General features: G+C 63.4%; 13 protein-coding genes. 9 read left to right on the top strand and 4 right to left on the bottom strand.

The genetic code is table 11. The features are described 5' to 3' along the window. Positions 1-116 precede the first annotated feature (116 nt). Positions 117-1,013, top strand: a complete 897-nt coding sequence (locus IAE37_RS00140) for a helix-turn-helix domain-containing protein (RefSeq protein WP_201166992.1) — start codon at positions 117-119, stop codon at positions 1,011-1,013. A gap of 146 nt (positions 1,014-1,159) precedes the next feature. After that, positions 1,160-3,073: an AAA family ATPase gene (locus IAE37_RS00135; protein ID WP_201166990.1), complete on the top strand. Its 1,914-nt coding sequence runs from the start codon at positions 1,160-1,162 to the stop codon at positions 3,071-3,073. A gap of 113 nt (positions 3,074-3,186) precedes the next feature. Here the strand turns inward: IAE37_RS00135 and IAE37_RS00130 are convergent, their stop codons facing one another. After that, the gene (locus IAE37_RS00130) at positions 3,187-4,572 is read right to left on the bottom strand and encodes an aldehyde dehydrogenase family protein (RefSeq protein WP_201166988.1); all 1,386 of its coding nucleotides are present in this window, start codon (positions 4,570-4,572) and stop codon (positions 3,187-3,189) included. Positions 4,573-4,677: 105 nt separating this feature from the next. Here IAE37_RS00130 and ptrR point away from each other — a divergent pair, with 105 nt between their 5' ends. The 3 genes from ptrR to IAE37_RS00115 all read left to right on the top strand — a co-directional run bounded on the left by ptrR (position 4,678) and on the right by IAE37_RS00115 (position 7,151). Next, a complete protein-coding gene (gene ptrR / locus IAE37_RS00125; protein ID WP_201166986.1) occupies positions 4,678-5,544 on the top strand; it encodes a putrescine utilization regulator PtrR in 867 nt (288 codons plus the stop codon). A 134-nt stretch (positions 5,545-5,678) separates the two neighbouring features. Then, positions 5,679-6,425 (top strand): phytanoyl-CoA dioxygenase family protein, encoded by a 747-nt coding sequence (locus IAE37_RS00120; protein WP_201166984.1) that lies wholly within the window; start codon positions 5,679-5,681, stop codon positions 6,423-6,425. A gap of 204 nt (positions 6,426-6,629) precedes the next feature. Further along, positions 6,630-7,151: an acyloxyacyl hydrolase gene (locus IAE37_RS00115; protein ID WP_201166975.1), complete on the top strand. Its 522-nt coding sequence runs from the start codon at positions 6,630-6,632 to the stop codon at positions 7,149-7,151. A gap of 18 nt (positions 7,152-7,169) precedes the next feature. On the opposite strand, the gene IAE37_RS00110 is transcribed toward IAE37_RS00115, so the two are convergent. Both IAE37_RS00110 and IAE37_RS00105 read right to left on the bottom strand, forming a co-directional pair. Next, positions 7,170-8,060, bottom strand: a complete 891-nt coding sequence (locus tag IAE37_RS00110; protein WP_201166973.1) for a universal stress protein — start codon at positions 8,058-8,060, stop codon at positions 7,170-7,172. Positions 8,061-8,150: 90 nt separating this feature from the next. After that, positions 8,151-9,464 (bottom strand): hypothetical protein, encoded by a 1,314-nt coding sequence (locus IAE37_RS00105; protein ID WP_201166972.1) that lies wholly within the window; start codon positions 9,462-9,464, stop codon positions 8,151-8,153. Between the two features lie 161 nt (positions 9,465-9,625). Between IAE37_RS00105 and hisN the strand changes: the two genes are divergently transcribed. Beyond that, positions 9,626-10,417, top strand: coding sequence for a histidinol-phosphatase (hisN, locus tag IAE37_RS00100; protein ID WP_201166970.1), 792 nt, complete (start codon positions 9,626-9,628; stop codon positions 10,415-10,417). Positions 10,418-10,639: 222 nt separating this feature from the next. After that, positions 10,640-11,371 carry a hypothetical protein gene (locus tag IAE37_RS00095; RefSeq protein WP_201166962.1) on the top strand — a complete coding sequence of 244 codons (732 nt, stop codon included), beginning with the start codon at positions 10,640-10,642 and terminating at the stop codon, positions 11,369-11,371. A 38-nt stretch (positions 11,372-11,409) separates the two neighbouring features. Here the strand turns inward: IAE37_RS00095 and IAE37_RS00090 are convergent, their stop codons facing one another. After that, positions 11,410-12,417, bottom strand: coding sequence for a LysR family transcriptional regulator (locus tag IAE37_RS00090; protein ID WP_201166960.1), 1,008 nt, complete (start codon positions 12,415-12,417; stop codon positions 11,410-11,412). A 356-nt stretch (positions 12,418-12,773) separates the two neighbouring features. Between IAE37_RS00090 and IAE37_RS00085 the strand changes: the two genes are divergently transcribed. Further along, positions 12,774-13,934 (top strand): quaternary amine ABC transporter ATP-binding protein, encoded by a 1,161-nt coding sequence (locus tag IAE37_RS00085; RefSeq protein ID WP_201166958.1) that lies wholly within the window; start codon positions 12,774-12,776, stop codon positions 13,932-13,934. A 38-nt stretch (positions 13,935-13,972) separates the two neighbouring features. Beyond that, on the top strand, positions 13,973-14,926 hold the full coding sequence (proW, locus tag IAE37_RS00080; RefSeq protein ID WP_201166956.1) for a glycine betaine/L-proline ABC transporter permease ProW: 954 nt from the start codon (positions 13,973-13,975) through the stop codon (positions 14,924-14,926). Positions 14,927-14,971: the final 45 nt, after the last annotated feature.

The raw sequence follows: 14,971 nt of genomic DNA, 5'->3' as shown, positions 1-14,971 counted from the left end.
GGGCGGTGGCTTCCCAGGGGACGCGCTGGAGACTATCTTGGGCGTAGCTCGCCGAGGCGATCTATCCACTTTCTCCGGATCATCAATGCACCAAAAGAGTGCAAATAGGACAGCGCGTGACAACGCCACAGGCTTTGCAGGTCCAGGCTTTCCATACCACCGACGTGACCGAACAGGTGCGCGCCACCCCCGGTTGGCAGCAGCATTACCGGCAGATGTCGCCGGGCCATTTCAGCGGCCAGTTGCGTTGCCTCGGGCTCGACGGCGTGGAGGTCTACGAAGAGCGCCTGAATACCCGGGTAGAGCAGTTCTTCCGAGCCCCGAGCGGCGCTCTGGCGTTCTGTTTCGACCGGATCGACAACAGCCTCTACTTGCTCAACGAGCAGAGTCGCAATATCTGGATCACGCCGGAGAACTACCAGGAAGTGGCGGTGGTGTTCGACCAGGCCTTCCTGGCCCGCCATGGCCTGGACCCTCAGCGGCTCGAGGGTCTGTTCATGGTGCCGCTTGGCAGCGGGCAGAATGCCTTGTTCGGCAGTTGGCTCAGCGCCACCCTGACGCGCCTGGCTCAGGCCGATTGCCCGCTGCAGGGGCAAGCGCTGGCGGAGCAGTTGCTGGAAGACTGCCTGTTCATCCTCGACAACGCCTGCCAGCGGCTGCCGGCGGGTGCACTGGGCCGGCGCGGGGAGGAGCGGGCGATCATGCAGCGGGTCAGCGAGTGGGCGGCGGACTGCCCCGAGGAAACCCTCAACCTGGTGGAACTGGCGCAGGTGGCCGGGGTGTCCCTGCGCCAGCTGCAGCAGGCGTTCAAGGGCTTCACCGGGATGCCGCCGGCGCATTGGCTGCGCTTGCGCAGGCTCAACGGCGCGCGGCGTGACCTGCTGCGGGGCGGGGCGACCGTGGCAGAGGTGGCCATGCGCTGGTCGTTCTGGCATTTGGGAAGGTTTTCAGATAGCTACCGACAGTTGTTCAAGGAGTTTCCGAGCGAGACGTTGAAGCGCTGCAGGGTTTGAGCGCCCGCAGTGCCTCTTCGCGGTACAGGTCATCACCACCCCTGTAGAAGCGGGTTTACCCGCGAATAGGCCTGGCCTGCCGACACCAGGCAGCATTCCCCCCGGAAAATTGCTAACCTGCGCGGCAGTTTCTACCCGAGGTCCCGATGTTCTACCTGCCTTTGCCCAGCGACCAGGCCGACCGCCTGGCCAGCGAGCCCCTCGACAGCGAATTCCTTACCACAGCCAGCCTGCTGCAGGCGGCGGCGCTGCTGTTCGTGCAGAACCTGCCACGCCAGCCGGCCAGCGTGTCCGCCGATACCCAAGAGCGGCGCTTCGCCGAGATCGTGCGTATCGCCCAGGAAGTCGAAAGTGCCGCGCCCGGACGCTTCCAGGCTCAGGTGGCGCAACGGTTCGACCGCGAGGCGTTTGCCATGGGCCTGGGCATGCTCGGCGAAAACGGCATTGGCCTGCTCTCGGCCGAGGTCGAGTACGCAGCCGATGAACTGCTCGACGACGAGGGCCAGTGGAATTACCTATTCGCCGACACCTACCACCAACGCGTGACACCCTTGCATGCGGCCTACGTGCCGGCGTTGGCCAGCGACCTGCTACTCAGCGACCAGCAGAACCGGCTGCTGCGCGAGTTCCTTTCGGGCATCGACGAGTCGGTAGCTGTTCAGGGCTTCGCCGGCACCGGCAAGACCTTCCTGATCCACCAGTTCGCTCGCCTGCTCGACCCCCAGCGCACCCTATTGCTGGCCCTGACCGAAGGCCAGTTGCGGGCGCTGCAGGCACGGGTCAAGGATGCGGCGGCCTATACTGCCCTGACATTCGGCCAGTTGGCCGATGAAATCCTCAACCGTGACCTCACCAGCAACGGTTGGCGCCTGCGCGACCCGTACCGCACCAAGCTGTCCTGGCGCCCGCAGGATGCCCAGGTGGTGAAGTGGCTCGGTATTCCCGACGTCGGCCCGCTGGCGGCGCGGGATGTGGTGGGTTTGTGCATCAAGGCTGTGCGCAGCTTCTGCCGCAGCGGCGACAGTCAGGTGCAGTTGCACCATCTGCCCTGGGCCGGCCCTGGCACCACGCCCCTGGACCAGGAAGTGCTGCTGGAAAAGGCACGCCTGTACTGGCAGGAGCTGATTCGGCCGTCGGCCCGCGAGATCCAGTTGCCGGTGCGCGATTACCACCGGGTCAAGCTGTTGTCGTTGACCTTGGAAGTGATCGACAGCCGTTATACCCACGTCATCGTCGACGAAGCCCACGAGCTGTCGGCGCCGATGCTGGCCGTACTCGACCGTAGTCCGCAGGCGGTGATCGCCCTGGGTGACGAGTTGCAGAACCTCAACGGCCTGAGTCCGCACCATGGCGGTTTCATCCGCCAACGCTACATCGACCATTCGCTGCGTGCCGGGCCAGCCATGGATGGCGTGCTCAACCCGTTGATCCAGGCGCACCCGGCGTCGATCCAGGCGGCATTCAGCGGCAACGCCGAGCATTACACGCGGGTCAGTTTCTTCGACACGGTGGCGGTGCCCGAACAGCCCACGGCGCTTATCGTCGATGACGAATGGGGGCTGTTCGGCTGGTTCCAGCGCCTGACCCACCAGGGTGTGCCGTTCGTGCTGCTGAAAAGCGCGCGCAAGGACTTCGAACTGTTCGTCGAGGATTGCATCGAGCTGTACCGCTACGGCACGCGGCCACGTCACCCGATGTTGTTCCGCTATGCCAGCTGGCAGGCGTTGGAGCAGGACAAAGGGGATGACAAGGCCTTCGTCGCCGTGGCCAACATGCTGCGCAAGGGCTATACCCCGGAGCACTTTGCCAAGGCCAAGAGCCGCTACCGCTGGGACAAGGCACCCAAGCTGTTCCTGGGGCGCGTGCGCGACGTGAAGAACATGGAGTTCGCCCGGGTGATGGTGTCGCCGGAGCTGATGGTGGCGCCGGTGACGGCAGGTAATCGCAACGAGCGGGCGAGGATGCTGGCGGGGTTGTATACCGCGTGTTCGCGGGCGCGGCATGAGTTGATCGTGCCGGGGGGGATGTTGGACTGGGTCAAGGACCAGGTTCGGGATTGAGATATTGGGGCCGCTTTGCGGCCCTTCGCGGGCAAGCCCGCTCCCACAGGGTAGAGCGTAACCGTGGGAGCGGGCTTGCCCGCGAAGGGCTGCAGAGCAGCCCCAATGAATGGTCAGTTGCGATCCAGCCACACCGTCTGGGCATTGGTGAACTCCCGCACGCCAAAGTGCGACAGTTCACGCCCGAAACCGCTCTTCTTCACGCCGCCGAACGCCACGCGGGGGTCGGAAGCGCAGTAACCGTTGATGAACACGCCGCCGGTGTCCAGTGCCGCAGTCATGCGTTCGGCCAGGGCGTAGTCCGCGGTGTAGATGGTCGAGGCCAGGCCGAAATCGCTGTCGTTGGCCAGTTCCACCGCATGGTCGGCATCACGAGCGCTGATGATCGCCGCCACCGGGCCGAACAGCTCCTGCTTGAACGCGGTCATGTCCGGGGTCACGTTGGCGAACACGGTCGGTGCGTAGAAGTTGCCCACGCCTTCGAGCTTGTTGCCGCCCAGCAGCAGGGTAGCGCCTTCGGCCAGGGTCGCCTGGACCTGCCCATCGAGCTCGTCGCGCAGGTCGTAGCGGGCCATCGGGCCGATGTAGGTGTCATCTTCCAGGGGGTTGCCGACCTTGAGCTGGCGGGTCGCCTCGACGAACTTTTGGGTGAATGCCTCGACGATGCTTTCCTCGACGATCAGACGCTTGGCCGCCGCGCAGACCTGGCCGGTGTTCTGGTAACGGCCGACGACAGCAGCTTGCACTGCAGCGTCCAGGTCGGCGTCGGCCAGCACGATGAACGGGTCGGAGCCGCCCAGTTCGAGCACGCACTTCTTCAGCGCGGCGCCGGCCTGGGCACCGATGGCCATGCCTGCTCTCACGCTGCCGGTCAGGGTCACGGCGGCAATGCGCGGGTCGTTGATGGCGCGGGTGACGCCTTCCGGGGTCACGTTCAGCACTTCGAACACGCCCTGCGGCAGGCCGGCATCCTTGAACAGCTCGCCCAGCAGGTAGGCGCTGCCCATGACGTTGGGCGCATGCTTGAGCACGTAGGTGTTGCCGGCCAGGATCGCCGGCACGGCGCCGCGCAGTACCTGCCAGATCGGGAAGTTCCACGGCATCACCGCCAGGATCGGGCCTAATGGGCGGTATTCGATCCGTGCCTTTTCAACCTGGGTCGGTTCCGCGGCCAGCATCGCCGGGCCATGTTCGGCATACCAGCGGCACAGGCCGACGCATTTGGCGACTTCGCCACGGGCTTGGGTGATGGGCTTGCCGATTTCCCGGCTGATCATCTGGGCGAAGGCTTCGGCCTTGGTTTCCAGGGTGCTGGCCAGGGCGAGCAGGGCTTCGCTGCGCTGCCCCAGCGACACCTGGCGCCACTGACCATAGCCGGCCTTGGCGCGTTGCAGCGCCGCTTCCAGTGCGGCGTCGGTATCGAAGGGGTAGCTGCCGATCTGCTCGCCGCTATGCGGGTCGACGGAGATGGCGTGGGTCAGGCTGCTGATCTCGCTCATGGCTGGGCACTCATTGTTGTTGATCCGTGACGCCAGACTAGTGGGCTATGGCTTTATTGAAAACTGAATAATAATGAGCGAAACATTCACGTTTGGAGAATGATCGTGGACCTCGTGCAGTTGGAGATCTTCAAGGCCGTGGCCGAACAAGGCAGCATCAGCGCCGCCGCCCAGCACATCCACCGGGTGCCGTCGAACCTGACCACCCGCATCAAGCAACTCGAAGAAGACCTTGGCGTGCAGCTGTTCATCCGCGAGAAAAGCCGCCTCCGGCTGTCGCCGGCGGGGTGGAACTTCCTCGAGTACACCCGGCGCATCCTCGACCTGGTGCATGAGGCGCGGCTGACCGTGGCCGGCGAGGACCCCCAGGGCACCTTCGCCCTGGGTTCGCTGGAAAGTACCGCGGCAGTGCGTATTCCCGCGCTGCTGGCGGCCTACAACCAACGCTACCCCAAGGTCGACCTCGACCTGTCCACCGGCCCGTCGGGGACCATGCTCGAGGGCGTGCTGTCCGGGCGCCTGGTGGCGGCCTTCGTCGACGGCCCGGTGCTGCACCCGACGCTCGAAGGCATGCCGGTGTTCGAAGAGGAAATGGTGGTGATCTCGCCGCTCAACCACCCGCCGGTGACCCGCGCCCAAGACGTCAACGGCGCGAACATCTATGCGTTCCGGGCCAACTGCTCGTACCGCCACCATTTCGAGAGTTGGTTCGTCCAGGACCAGGCGGTGCCTGGCAAGATCCACGAGATGGAGTCTTACCATGGCATGCTTGCCTGCGTCAGCGCCGGTGCCGGCCTGGCCATGCTGCCGCGCAGCATGCTCGACAACATGCCCGGTTGCAGCACGGTCAGCGCCTGGCCGATGTCGGAGGACTTTCGCTACCTCAAGACCTGGCTGGTATGGCGCCGCGGCACCGTTTCGCGCAGCCTGAGCATGTTCGTCAAGCTGCTCGAGGAGCGACGCGCGGCGTAGGCACCCGACCATGTGTCCGGGCGAACACCGGTCACGACAGCGCATCAGATAATAGGTAAGCCATCCCCTGGGAGGGGGCGAACACCATCCTCTGGGGTACATTTGTACTCCAGGGCTTCGAGGAGCGTATCGCGATGAGTCTGGACATGCAGCTGCAAGCGCTGGAAGACCAGGGTTATGTGGTGCTGCCTGGTGTGTTGGAGCCTTTGCGCATCGCCTTGCTGCGCTGCGCCATCGATGACCTGCAACCGGTCCACTGGGACTACCAGGGGCTGCTGGAACACTACAAGTGCGTATTCAACCGCAACCCGCTGTGGTTGCCGTTTCTCGACCTGCCGCCATTGATCGAACTGGCGGAAGCGACGCTGGGCCGGGACTGCCATGTGATCGGCCAGACCGCCTGGCGTAGCCACCCGGGTTATACCGGCACTGGCCTGCACCTGGACCATCTGCCCATGGAGTTGCCGGCGTGGCTGAGCGAGCGGGGCGATTTCAGCCCACCGGCGCAGATTCTCACGGCGCAGGTGTACCTCAGTGACATCGACCATGGCATCGGGCCGACCTGGGTTGTGCCGGGCAGCCACCGTGCGGGGCGTGCTCCCCAGCCTGGCGAAGACAGCTGGCGGGGGTTGGAAGCGCGCGCGGTGCTGTGCCAGGCCGGAGACGCATTGGTGTTTCGCAGCGATATCTGGCACAGCGGTGGCGCCAATTGCAGCGCGGCCCGTCAGCGCGACATGCTGCAGGTGCATTACGGACGGCGCATGGTGGCACAGAAATTTTCGCCGTACCTCGACTGGCGCTTCAATCCGCAGGTGCTGGAAGAGGCCACACCGCGGCAACGGCGGTTGCTGGGCGACCACGAGGAGGCAGAATACGACTAAAGGACGAGGAGGCTGGTGGGCACGGTAGCAATAAGATGGCAAAACGTTTTAACTTTCTGATTATCTGGACAATAATCAGAAAAGTATTACAAGGTGGTCGATTATGCATCGGCTGCCGAGAAGACGAGGGGCACGAGCCCCCATTTGCTTGCAGGCTTAGCCGCCCTATGGCGACCTGCCCGTGACCATCAGGAGAAGTCATCGATGAAAACCCGTCTTGCCGCTTCGCTGGCCGTAGCCATGTTGGCCTTGGCTGGAGCAGGCCTGGCCCAGGCTGCACAGGTGTCCGGCGCCATCGGCGTCACTGGCCAGGGGGATATGACCTACCGTCTCGGCATGTCATTCGACTGGGACAAGAAGTGGCTGCAAAGCGATACCGGCTACGTCACCGGCTACTGGGACGCAGGCTACACCTACTGGGAAGGCGGTGAGGCCAGCGGCGCCCACTCGCTGTCGTTCAGCCCGGTGTTCACCTATGAATTCAGCGGCTTCACCTATACCCCCTACATCGAAGCGGGCATCGGCCTGGCCGCCTTTTCCAAGACCGACGTCGGTGACCAGCGCCTGGGCTCGGCAGTCAACTTCGAAGACCGCATCGGTTTCGGCTTGAAGCTGCCGGGGGATCAGAAAATCGGCCTGCGGGCGATGCACTACTCCAATGCCGGGATCAAGCAGCCCAACGACGGGATCGAGTCGTACTCGCTGTTCTACAGCAGAGGTTTCTGAGAGCGGCTTAGCAGAGGCTCAGCGCACTGCCTTGATCGCCAGCACATTGCACAGCGGATGCTCCACCACATGCGCGGTGGTCCCACCCAGGAACGTGTGCAAGGCATCGTGCCGATGGCTACCCATCACGATCACATCGACACGCTCATGGCTGACGTACTGAGCGATCGCCCGGGTCGCCGGGCCTTCGAGAAAGTGCCGGCGCTCCAGCGGCACCTGGTGGCGGTCACCCAGGTGGTTGAACGCCGTGCGCTGGGCCGAGCGCACACTGCCATCGAAACCCGGCATGGTCACCGTGCCGGCACCGAAATCGGCAATATGGGTCTTCGCCGCATCGCACACATGCAGCAGGTGCAGCTCGGCATTGCACTGCAGGGCCAGGGCATGGGCGCTGGCGATGACCTGATCATCCAGGTGCTCGCCGTCACCGACAGAGTGCAGGTCGACCGCCGCCGCGATCTGCCGGGGCAGCGGCAGGCGGATATCGCTGACCAGGTGCACGGCAACCGGGCTTTCCTTGAGCAGTTGCCAGTCCAGCGGGGTCACTAGCAAGCGCTTGAGTATCGGCTCATGTTGCACGTCCTTGACCAGCAGGTCGCAGCCCAGGCGTTCGACCTGCTCCAGCACACTGGCCAGCGGGTCGCGGGTCAGGCGCATCTCGGTGGACACGTCGAGACCGTCGTTGCGCAGTTGCTCGACTTCGTCGGCCAGCCACTGGCGGTTGTGTTCGAGCAGCCGCTCGCGCTCGCGGCCATCGTTCATCAGGCCAAAGGTGTCGACCTCGTCGACGAACACATTCAGGTCGAGCAGCGCACCGCTGGTCTGCGCCAACGCGACGCCGCGCTGCAGGGCAGGCGTATGGCGCATCTGCGGGCCGAGCATGACGAACAAACGCTTGAACTGGCTCATCTCACACCTCCACGTGCGGCAGCCCCCCGGTTCTTGCCATGTGTTCTGGTTTGTTCAGTTTAGACCCGGCTGCGCCCGATGCGCGCAGGCTCAATTGTGGAGTTTCAGCACCCGCTCCAGAAAATACCCTTCAGTGGGGAACAACGTCAGGATGCGAATACCATCCTGATTCAGGAACAACTTGTTTGCCGTACGAAATTCGCTTCCTCCCTCGAACAGGCCTCCGTTGCCAAACTCGGGGTCCAGGAGGCCAGCCCTGGTGAGGCGGAAAACGTTGAGTTCCCCGACGTTAACCGCCGTCAAATGAGCGCCACCCAGCACGATCCGATCGTGCTCGTCTATGACCAGTTGGCCCAGCGCCAAGCCCTTGTCGTCCCTGGAAAGCGTGACGGGTTGGCCATTGTTGAATGCCGGGTCGTTGTCACCGTCATCGGTGAAGGCATACACGGTGGTCGGTTCGGTGAGTTGCATTTCCATGGCCCTGGAGACCACGATTCGCCCGTTTCGATAGCCCATACCCAGCCTCATGCTGCCTTGGTAGGGGAACAGATCCCTTTGACCTTGATCGCCGAACTCTTCGATGGGCATGCCGTGTGCGTTGTAGCGCTGAAGTATCACGTGGTCATCGCCTCGATGCGCGATCACGACGAAACCGCCATCCTCGAAGAAGTGCGCCCGCAGCACCTTCAACGGCATTGCGCCACGGTCGCTCAAGGGCAATGTGGAGCGATTGCGCTGCTCGCCCAGTGCCTCCACCAGCTCGCCCGTGTTTGGGTGCAAGGTGGCCAGCCAGCTGTGCGTCACTTCATCGTCTTCATCGCCGACGGTGCAAGGGAAGATCGTGCGTAGCAGGCCGGCGGACATTGCCAAGGGGTTCTCCGCGCTATAGAACGCCGCGTTTGGTCGATTGACCGTTCTTCGGCTCATTTCCCAGGGCTGCCCTGGTTCTGGCAAGGCATGGCCATCCTCGCCGAAGGTTTTTACCGGTTGGAAGTCCTGGTCGAATCGACTGATGCCCAGATAATTGAGGAATCGACCTTGTTCATAGTCGAAGTAGGTCGGAGACCCTGCTGCATAGTAGGTCGGTCGCCCGTCGACGGTGATCGCGAGAAGAGACCTGAACCGTAGGCTTTCGTCCGGTAGGTGCAGGCTGCCTGCCACCGCTATCGGCACATGGCCAGTCGCGCTGTCCCATTGGCCATTGACCAGAATTCGGGTAAACAAGCCACAATCCGAGTCCCCAGGGTTATAGCCGAAGAAGACCAGATTGCCGTTGCCATCGCTGATTGAGGGCTCGACCTGCAGTGAAACGTTGGCTGGATCATGGGGACGCTCGGCGGGAATGTCCGCGCTACCGTTAGCTCCATAGGACGTGTCGATTGTGCCAGCTTGTCTGCGCGCCATTGCCTTGCCCCCAATCGTCGAGAAGCAATCAATCTATAGCGATCAGCAAACTGGCAATACTGGCAAAAATGCCAGGCCAGGCGGTTCAAGCGCTTGTCAGGCGATCCTGCCGTGGATTCTCGGTTATGATGCGGGCCCGTCATTTCCAAGAGTCTTGCCCCATGCCCCTGAGCGCTGACCAGATCGGCGAATTCCGCGCCTTCGCCGAGCAACTGGCCGATGCCGCCGCCTTGGCCATCGAGCCGTACTTCCGTGCCAGCCTGGATGTCGAGGACAAGGGCGGGCGCTTGTACGACCCGGTGACCGTGGCCGACAAGGCGGCCGAGGACGCCATGCGCGCATTGATCCAGGCACGTTACCCGGAGCACGGCATCCTCGGCGAGGAAGCCGGCGTGGCGGTGGGCAGTAGCCCGTTGACCTGGGTGCTTGACCCCATCGATGGCACTCGTGCGTTCATTACCGGGCTGCCGCTGTGGGGCACGTTGATCGCTCTGAACGACGGCGAGCGGCCGGTGGTCGGGGTGATGAACCAGCCCTTTACCGGTGAGCGTTTCGTCGGCACGCCGGAGGGCGCCTGGCGAGGCAGTACGGCGCTGAAGACCCGCGCCTGCGCCGAGCTGTCGGCGGCGACGCTGATGTGCACCACGCCGGACATGTTCGACACCCCGACGCGCAAGTCGGCATTCGAGGCGGTGGCCAAGCAGGCACGGTTGATGCGCTATGGGGGGGATTGCTATGCCTATTGCATGCTGGCTTCGGGGTTTGTCGATGTGATCGTCGAAGCGAGCCTGCAGCCATATGACGTACAGGCACTGATGCCGATCATCGAGGGAGCGGGTGGGGTTATCACCGCTTGGGACGGCAGTTCGGCGCAAAATGGTGGGTGCGTGGTGGCCTGCGGCGACCCCGTGTTGCATGCGCAAGTGGTGGAGATGCTGCGTCACGGCATGTAACCGTACTGACCTCTTCGGGGGCAAGTCGCAGCGGCGAACCGCCGCTCCCACAGGTACCGCAGAGGCCCTGGATGCAGTGAAATCCTGTGGGAGCGGGGTTGCCCGCGAAAGGGCCGCTACGATCGAACACCCACGGCCATCGCACTTTTTCGAATTTCCGGGCTCTATGAATGGCCAGGCCGCGCCGACCCCCAGCGTGGCCGCCGATTTCGACCCGGATCAATGGTTGCAAGCACGTCATCCTTTCCACGCCGCCTGATCCTGGTGGCCACCTTTCTCTGCCTCGGGGCCTGCACCCAGGAGCAGGGCCGCGACATCGTCAACCAGTTCGGCAACGGCAAGCCCAGCGAACTGTTCCAGACCAGTGTCGATCGCATGGCCACCCTGGCCATGCGTGACAATCTGCAGAGCCTGTATCTGTTGATGAACAAGCTCTACCTGCGCAATCCCAACCAATGGAAACTCTCCGGCTACCTCGATGCCACCACCGCCGAGCGCCAGATCCGCCTGGCCATCGAGCAGCGCCAACCATTGCCGCAGCTGGGCGACCGGCGTGACCTGGCCGCCCTGAGTTATGCCTTGAGCCCGGAGTTTCGCGGTGACCGCGTCGGTGCGTTCATCTATGCCATCGGCAGCATGCTGATCACTGCCCACGGCGGGCGCACCGAGTTCTACATGACCGACACCATCGACCCACTGTTCATCAGCAACGCCGCGCGCAATATCGAGAAGGCCACCTGGATGCTCAGTCAGCGCCAGGACGCCAACGGCGTGTTGCTGCTGTTTTCCAACGAAATTTCAGAGGAGGGCAGCAACCTCAGTTTCGCGGTGGAGTTCGGCAAGATCGTCGCACGCCTGGACTTGTTGGCCGAGTTGCTGGACGAGCGGTATCGGCGGATCGGGCTGAACTATGCCCAGAGCCTGCTGCTGATGAACTTCCTGCCGGTGCAGTGACGGGGGCTGGCGTCTGCCTGGCTCTGACTGCTCAGTGGTTACTGAGCGGGCGCCTGCGATGATTGCAAACTGTGTCTCAACTCCGCCAGCAACGGTGCGAATTGCTCCAGCAGCCACTCGCGCAACCGCCGGCAACTCGAGTCGTGCTCCTTGTCGTCGTTGAAAGCGAGGAAGTGGAAGGTGTCCTTGAGCACCAGTTGCTCCGCCACCGGGCGCACCAGCAAACCCTGGGCGACCAGGGGCTGGACCAAGTGGTGCCAGCCCAGCGCCACCCCGCGGTGGTTCAGGGCGAACTGCACCAGCAGGTTGTAGTCGTTGGCGTTGAAGAAATGCGCCGCACCATTGGCCCGGCTGTTCAGGTCGATGTCATGGAAGGCCAGCCAGACGTTCCAGTCGACGTGCTCGGCCACCTGCGAGCGGCCATAGGGGCTGAGGTTGAGCAGGGATGCGTCGCGCAGGCCTTCCAGGGTACGCAACTGCGGGTGCTGGGCCAGGTACTGTGGGGTACACACCGGGTAGATCACGTCATGGTTGAGCGGGTGGCAGCTGTAGCCGGTCTGGATCCTGCCGAGCTTGGTGATGTAGATGTCCGGACGCACCCCCGGCTCCATGGCCAGGAAGTTCTGCGTGGTCACCAGGTTGATGTCGATGTCCGGGTTGTCGTCGAAAAACGCCGACAGGCGCGGGCCAAGCCACAGGGCGGCGAATGCCGGCGAACAGCACAGGGTGACCACATGCTTGGCGTTGCTGTTGCTGCGGATACGTTCGGCGGCCTGGGAAATGTTGACGAACGACAGTTGCACGGCATCGAAGAAGATCGACCCCGCCACGGTCAATTCCACCGCACGGCCCACCCGGGCGAACAGCTCGGCGCCCAGATACGTCTCCAGCTCACGGATCTGCCGGCTTACCGCTGCCTGTGTGACGCACAGCGCCTCGGCGGCGCGGGTGAAGTTCTGGTACTTGGCGGCGGCCACGAAAACCTTCACCGCCCGCAGGGATGGCATCTTGATCAGTGTCTGATCGGGTTCGGAGTGTCTGACCATGGTGGTGGGGCTGAATCCTTCGGCTGGCCTGGTCGATCACTCTAGCCTGTTGCACGCCTGGCGGTAAATGCGCGGCGGTCTAGCACCGTGCTTGCAGGTCGATTGATAACTTCAGGTAATGGTTTGGGCGTTACAAATGTCGTTGGACCCTCTGCGGATCAGGGCCTAACTTAAAAACTACGGCGCGGCATTGACAACTCGATGTCGAATAATTTGAAGCAGGACATTCTGCGTGCCGGTGTTGACTCAGGTTCGGATTCGAACCGACTGCCAAGCGTACTCGCACTGATCTCTACCCGCCTTATTGAAAGTGCGATGTTGATGGATTGGTTTATAAGCATAATAAAGAGGGTCGTATGAGCGATGCCGATGAGATTCTTTCGGTCAATAACATCTTCAAGGTATTCGGGCCCAACCCGAATATGGCCATGGAGATGCTCCGTAACGGGGCCGACAAGAACGAGATCTTCAGCAAGACCGGCCACGTCGTCGGCGTGTTCGATGCAAGCTTTTCCGTCAAGCGTGGCGAGATCTTCGTCATCATGGGCCTGTCCGGTTCCGGCAAGTCGACCATGGTGCGGCTGTTCAACCGTCTGATCGAACCCACCTCCGGCAGCATCCACCTCAACGGCCGTGAAATCACCGGCCTGTCCGACAAGGCCCTGCTCGATGTCAGGCGCAAGGAAATGGGCATGGTGTTCCAGTCCTTCGCCCTGATGCCGCACATGAGCGTGCTGGAAAACACCGCCTTCGGCCTGGAAATCGCCGGCGTGCCGGAATCCGAGCGCCACAGCCGTGCCCGCGAAGCCTTGAGCCAGGTCGGCCTGGCCGGCCACGAGCACAGCTACCCGCACCAGCTGTCCGGTGGCATGCAGCAACGCGTCGGCCTGGCCCGCGCCCTGGCCAACGACCCGGCGATCCTGCTCATGGACGAAGCCTTCTCGGCCCTCGACCCGCTGATCCGCAGCGAGATGCAGGGCGAGCTGATCCGCCTGCAGGCCGAGCAGCAGCGCACCATCATCTTCATTTCCCACGATATCGAGGAAGCCATCCGCATCGGCCATCGCATCGCGATCATGGAGGGCGGGCGCGTGGTGCAGATCGGCACGCCGCAACAACTGATCAACGAGCCGGCCAACGACTACGTGCGCACCTTCTTCAAGGCCTTCGACAGCTCGCGGGTGCTCAAGGCCGGCGATGTGGCCAAGTTCGACCCGGCGGTGGTGTGCAAGGTCAACGGCAAGGCGCCGAGCTTCAAGGCTGGCGTGCCGTTCGGCTACCTGGTCGACGACCGCGGGCAGTTGCTCGGGGTGGTCGACACTGACGCCAACGGCGCCACCGCCAGCGATCGCTACAGCCTGCACGAGCAGCGCCCCGTCTATACCGACACGCCGTTGCACGAGGTGCTCGGCATCGCGGCCGACCTGCCGTACCCGGTGCCGGTGCTCGACCGCGAGGGAGCCTTCAGAGGCACCTTGTCGAAAAACGAGCTGCTGCAGACCCTGAGCCGCAACTAACCGTGCCCGCTGGCCTATAAGAAAAGAGGTACGCCCTCATGTCCGATTTCAGCCTTCTCGACCCCTTCCAGGCGGCCACCATCCCGCTCGGCGACTGGGTCACCGCAACCCTCAATTTCCTCGTGCACAACTTCCGCGAGGTGTTCCGCGCCATTCGCTGGCCGATCGACCAGGTGCTCAATGGCATCGAATTCACCCTGCAGAGCATCCCGCCGACCATCGGCATCCTGCTCTCGTCGTTGCTCGGCTGGCAGCTGGCCGGCAAGCGCATGGCCATTCTCTGTTTCGTCACCCTGACCCTGCTCGGGCTGATCGGCGTCTGGTCCGAATCGATGACCACCCTGGCCCTGGTGCTGACCTCGGTGTTCTTCTGCGCGGTCATCGGCATCCCGCTGGGTATCGTCTGCGCCCGCAGCAACCGCCTGGAAAGCATCATCCGGCCGCTGCTCGACGCCATGCAGACCCTGCCGGCGTTCGTCTACCTGGTGCCGGTGGTGATGCTGTTCGGCATCGGCAACGTGCCGGGGGTGCTGGTGACCATCGTGTTCGCCTTGCCGCCACTGGTGCGCCTGACCAACCTGGGCATTCGCCAGGTGCCGGAAGACAAGATCGAGGCGGCCCGCGCCTTCGGCTGCACGCCACGGCAGATGCTGACCCGGGTGCAACTGCCGCTGGCCACCTCGACGATCATGGCCGGCCTCAACCAGACCCTGATGCTGTCGCTGTCGATGGTGGTGATCGCCTCGATGATTTCCGTCGGTGGCCTGGGCCAGATGGTGCTGCGCGGCATCGGCCGGCTGGACATGGGCCTGGCCACGGTCGGCGGCGTCGGCCTGGTGCTGCTGGCGATCTTCCTCGACCGCCTGACCCAGGCCATGGGCGCGCGCAGCAGCGCCGACCCGAGCCTGCGCTGGTACCACACCGGCCCCGTAGGCCTGGTGCTGCGCCTGTGTGGCGCGGGTCAACCACAAGGGCGGCGCAAGACTGCCTGAACACCCCTGCAACACGTTCGATCTGCCGTATTTGAAGATAAAAAT

This window comes from Pseudomonas sp. S31 (assembly GCF_016648105.1).
Taxonomy (GTDB): Bacteria; Pseudomonadota; Gammaproteobacteria; order Pseudomonadales; family Pseudomonadaceae; genus Aquipseudomonas.
Note: the sequence above shows the minus strand (reverse complement) of the source record. Positions and strands in the feature narration are given on the sequence as shown.

What these genes read in the sequence shown, in the direction of transcription:
- IAE37_RS00135 (WP_201166990.1), top strand. Translation starts at nt 1,160, where the DNA reads ATGTTCTACCTGCCTTTGCCCAGCGACCAGGCCGACCGCCTGGCCAGC.
- IAE37_RS00130 (WP_201166988.1), bottom strand. Translation starts at nt 4,572, where the DNA reads ATGAGCGAGATCAGCAGCCTGACCCACGCCATCTCCGTCGACCCGCAT.
- IAE37_RS00120 (WP_201166984.1), top strand. Translation starts at nt 5,679, where the DNA reads ATGAGTCTGGACATGCAGCTGCAAGCGCTGGAAGACCAGGGTTATGTG.
- IAE37_RS00115 (WP_201166975.1), top strand. Translation starts at nt 6,630, where the DNA reads ATGAAAACCCGTCTTGCCGCTTCGCTGGCCGTAGCCATGTTGGCCTTG.
- IAE37_RS00110 (WP_201166973.1), bottom strand. Translation starts at nt 8,060, where the DNA reads ATGAGCCAGTTCAAGCGTTTGTTCGTCATGCTCGGCCCGCAGATGCGC.
- IAE37_RS00105 (WP_201166972.1), bottom strand. Translation starts at nt 9,464, where the DNA reads ATGGCGCGCAGACAAGCTGGCACAATCGACACGTCCTATGGAGCTAAC.
- hisN (WP_201166970.1), top strand. Translation starts at nt 9,626, where the DNA reads ATGCCCCTGAGCGCTGACCAGATCGGCGAATTCCGCGCCTTCGCCGAG.
- IAE37_RS00095 (WP_201166962.1), top strand. Translation starts at nt 10,640, where the DNA reads ATGGTTGCAAGCACGTCATCCTTTCCACGCCGCCTGATCCTGGTGGCC.
- IAE37_RS00090 (WP_201166960.1), bottom strand. Translation starts at nt 12,417, where the DNA reads ATGGTCAGACACTCCGAACCCGATCAGACACTGATCAAGATGCCATCC.
- IAE37_RS00085 (WP_201166958.1), top strand. Translation starts at nt 12,774, where the DNA reads ATGAGCGATGCCGATGAGATTCTTTCGGTCAATAACATCTTCAAGGTA.
- proW (WP_201166956.1), top strand. Translation starts at nt 13,973, where the DNA reads ATGTCCGATTTCAGCCTTCTCGACCCCTTCCAGGCGGCCACCATCCCG.